This is a genomic window from Pirellulales bacterium (genome assembly GCA_035546535.1).
In the GTDB taxonomy this organism is placed as follows: domain Bacteria; phylum Planctomycetota; class Planctomycetia; order Pirellulales; family JACPPG01; genus JACPPG01.
Map to the genome: position 1 here is coordinate 1 of DASZWQ010000039.1, position 2,850 is coordinate 2,850.

At 61.9% G+C, this 2,850-nt stretch carries 4 protein-coding genes; 2 read left to right on the top strand and 2 right to left on the bottom strand.

Annotation, left to right across the window (positions count from 1 at the left end; translation table 11 throughout):
- The coding region (locus VHD36_04955; GenBank protein HVU86645.1) for a hypothetical protein at positions 1–669 on the top strand (669 nt) is incomplete at its 5' end.
- Positions 669–1,223, top strand: coding sequence for a histidine phosphatase family protein (locus VHD36_04960; protein ID HVU86646.1), 555 nt, complete (start codon positions 669–671; stop codon positions 1,221–1,223). The genes VHD36_04955 and VHD36_04960, both read left to right, overlap by 1 nt.
- Here VHD36_04960 and VHD36_04965 read toward each other — a convergent pair.
- Together VHD36_04965 and VHD36_04970 are read right to left on the bottom strand one after the other, a co-directional pair.
- Positions 1,220–1,912, bottom strand: a complete 693-nt coding sequence (locus tag VHD36_04965) for a VacJ family lipoprotein (GenBank protein ID HVU86647.1) — start codon at positions 1,910–1,912, stop codon at positions 1,220–1,222. The genes VHD36_04960 and VHD36_04965 overlap by 4 nt on opposite strands.
- 133 nt (positions 1,913–2,045) lie before the next feature.
- Positions 2,046–2,819: a molybdopterin-binding protein gene (locus VHD36_04970; GenBank protein ID HVU86648.1), complete on the bottom strand. Its 774-nt coding sequence runs from the start codon at positions 2,817–2,819 to the stop codon at positions 2,046–2,048.
- Between the last annotated feature and the right edge of the window lie 31 nt (positions 2,820–2,850).

Here is a 2,850-nt window from a genome sequence, read left to right on the forward strand (position 1 = left end):
AACGACATCTGGAACGTCAGCGAGCGCGTGAACTTCTATTCCTCGCCCGCGATCCGCGAGATCGGCAAGCGCGCCTTCGCGATGGCGGGCAAGAAGGTCGCCGACATGAGCTACATCGATCTTTATTCCTGCTTCCCGAGCGCCGTGGAGATCGGCTGCCGCGAATTCGGCATCGCGACCGACGATCCGCGCGGGCTGACCATCACCGGCGGCCTTCCGTATTTCGGCGGCGCGGGCAACGACTACGTCATGCATTCCATCGTCATGATGATGCAGAAGCTGCGCGCAAAGCCGGGCACGTTCGGTCTCTGCACCGGCAATGGCTGGTATGTGACCAAGCACTCCGCCGGCATCTATTCGACCACGCCGAAAGAGGGTGTGTGGCAGCGCGACAATCCGGCTTCGTATCAAATGGACATCGACGCCGAAGCGCATCCCGAGGTGATCGAACAACCCTCAGGCCGCGCGACCGTCGAGACCTACACCGTCATCACAGACCGCAAGGGCAAACGCTTCGGCCTGATCGTCGGCCGAGACGAGCAAAACCGCCGCTTCCTCGCCAACACGCCGGACGACGATCTGACTCTTGACCGCATGATGCGCGAAGAGATGCTCGGCCGCGTGGGCGATGTGACGCCGGGCGCGATCAACCTGTTCCGGTTCGCGTAATGGCGCGCGTTTATATGGTTCGCCATGGCCGCGCCGAAGCAGGCTTCGGAGAGTCGATGGATCCCGGGCTCGACGCGTTGGGCCGTTCGCAGGCGGAAGCGGTAGCGGAAAGGCTGAAGGGTCTTGGCCCGCTACCGATCCTTTCGAGCCCGCTCCGCCGCACACGGGAAACCGCCGCACCACTGTCGACGCTTTGGAGTATCAAGCCCGTCGTCGAGCCCGCGGTTGCAGAAATCCCGTCGCCGAGGGGCATGACGCTGGAGGGACGTGTCGCCTGGCTGCGAAACCTGATGGGCGGGTCCTGGCGGGATGTCACGCGTGAGCTGGCCGAGTGGCGCGAAGACTGCATTGCATCGGTCGCGGAAATCTCGCGCGACACCGTGATCTTTTCCCACTACGTCGCGATCAATGTGATTGCAGGCGCGGCGACGGGAGACCACCGGGTGGTCGTGTTTTCGCCGGACAATTGTTCGGTGACCGTGCTCGAAACCGACGGCGCGAAACTCACCCTGGTCGAAAAGGGCAACGAGGCCCCGCTGACCAAGGTCAACTAGAGGTTCGGCAGATCGCTCGTGTCCGGCTTGCCGTTGCGGATTTCGGAATTCCGGTACTGACGATACAGGCTGCGCTGCGTCGCATAGTAGTCCACGGAGTCCCGCTCGATCTGGTCCAGCGTCTCCACGTTGCGCGCGCGCAGGTCGAGCACGCCGAGGCCGGCGCGGGCATAGCCCATCGTCTTGTATCCGTCGAAGCGGATATAGGTGAACGGATCGAAACCATAGTCGACCACGCGCCCGCCGAGGTCGCGCGGTGGCGCAGGCCCGAGAAGCGGCGCTACGAAATACGGGCCTTCGCCAACACCCCAGGTGCCAAGCGTCTGGCCGAAATCTTCGTCATGATCGGGTACGCCCATCTTGCTGGCGACATCGATCACGCCGCCAAGCCCGATGGTCGTGTTGATGAACGCGCGGGCGAAGGTCTGCGACGCGCGGGACGCTTCGCCCTGAAGAATGTCGTTCGCGAAGACCACGGGCTTGTCCATGTTCTCGAGCACGTTGTGAACGCCAAGGCGGAATGGCTCGGGCACCGCGTGGTTGTAGAACACGGCCACGGGCCGCGCGACGTGCTTGTCCAGCGCCTGATTGAATTCAAAAATCTTGCGGTTGGTCGGCTCGTACGGATCGTTCTGCGCGAGCGAATCCGGATTGTTCGTTGATGCGCATCCCGCAAGCGCTGTGCTCATCAAAAGAACGGCAAGTAAGAATGTCTTACGCAAAATCCCCTCGCTCGGAACGGGCCAAATCTGGAAACGCGCAATCGGCAGAATCGCTGCCTGTCCTAATATCGGGTGAGTGTGACGGGCCTTCAAGGGCGGTCTATATTCCACCGTACCACGCGTACCCCTGGTCCTCCCAATAGCCGCCCTTGCCGCCATTAATATGATCGAAGTTTTCCACAAGTTCGATCCGTTGAACGTACTTTGCCATTTTGTAACCAAGCTGGCGCTCCGCGCGGACACGGACCGGCGCGCCGTGCTCGATTGGAAGGGCCTGGCCGTTTAGTTGATACGCCAGGAGGGTTTGCGGGTGCGTCGCCTCGAGAAGGTCGAGGCTTTCGTAGTAATAAGGGACATCGGGGTTCGAGGTATCGCCCATAGGGTCTGCACAAAAAAACATCACATAGCGGGCTTCCGGCTTCGGCTTGGCCATAGCCAAAATGTGGGCAAGCGGTGCGCCGGTCCATTCGCCGATGCAGCTCCAGCCTTCGACGCAATCGTGCCGCGTGATCTGAGTCCGAGACGGCAGGGCCTTAAGATCGGCGAGCGACAACACCAATCTCTTCTCCACCAGCCCGCCAACCGGGATGCGCCAGTCCGCGAAGTTCTTGGCGGCGTGGGCCTCGTAGTCGTCCGTCGACGGATTGAGCGTCCCGTTGGCACGAAAGACTCGCGCGATATCGGCCTTTGTGAATTCCGGTGCAAGTGCGTGGCTGCCCGCGAACAGGCGTTGCGCGCGACGCGTGAGGTTCTCGACCTCCGACAGGATGCTCACGACCCATTGCTGCTGAGAGAGGGACGTGCAACCGGTCAGGATCAGCCCGCCGGCACTCGCGGCCGCGACTTTCAGGAAATTTCTGCGGGTGTCAGCCATGGTCCTCACCCTCGATCGTATAGCGGCCGGT

Bases quoted from the DNA above. Each gene is read 5' to 3' on its own strand.
- VHD36_04960 (HVU86646.1), top strand. From the start codon at position 669: ATGGCGCGCGTTTATATGGTTCGCCATGGCCGCGCCGAAGCAGGCTTC.
- VHD36_04965 (HVU86647.1), bottom strand. From the start codon at position 1,912: ATGAGCACAGCGCTTGCGGGATGCGCATCAACGAACAATCCGGATTCG.
- VHD36_04970 (HVU86648.1), bottom strand. From the start codon at position 2,819: ATGGCTGACACCCGCAGAAATTTCCTGAAAGTCGCGGCCGCGAGTGCC.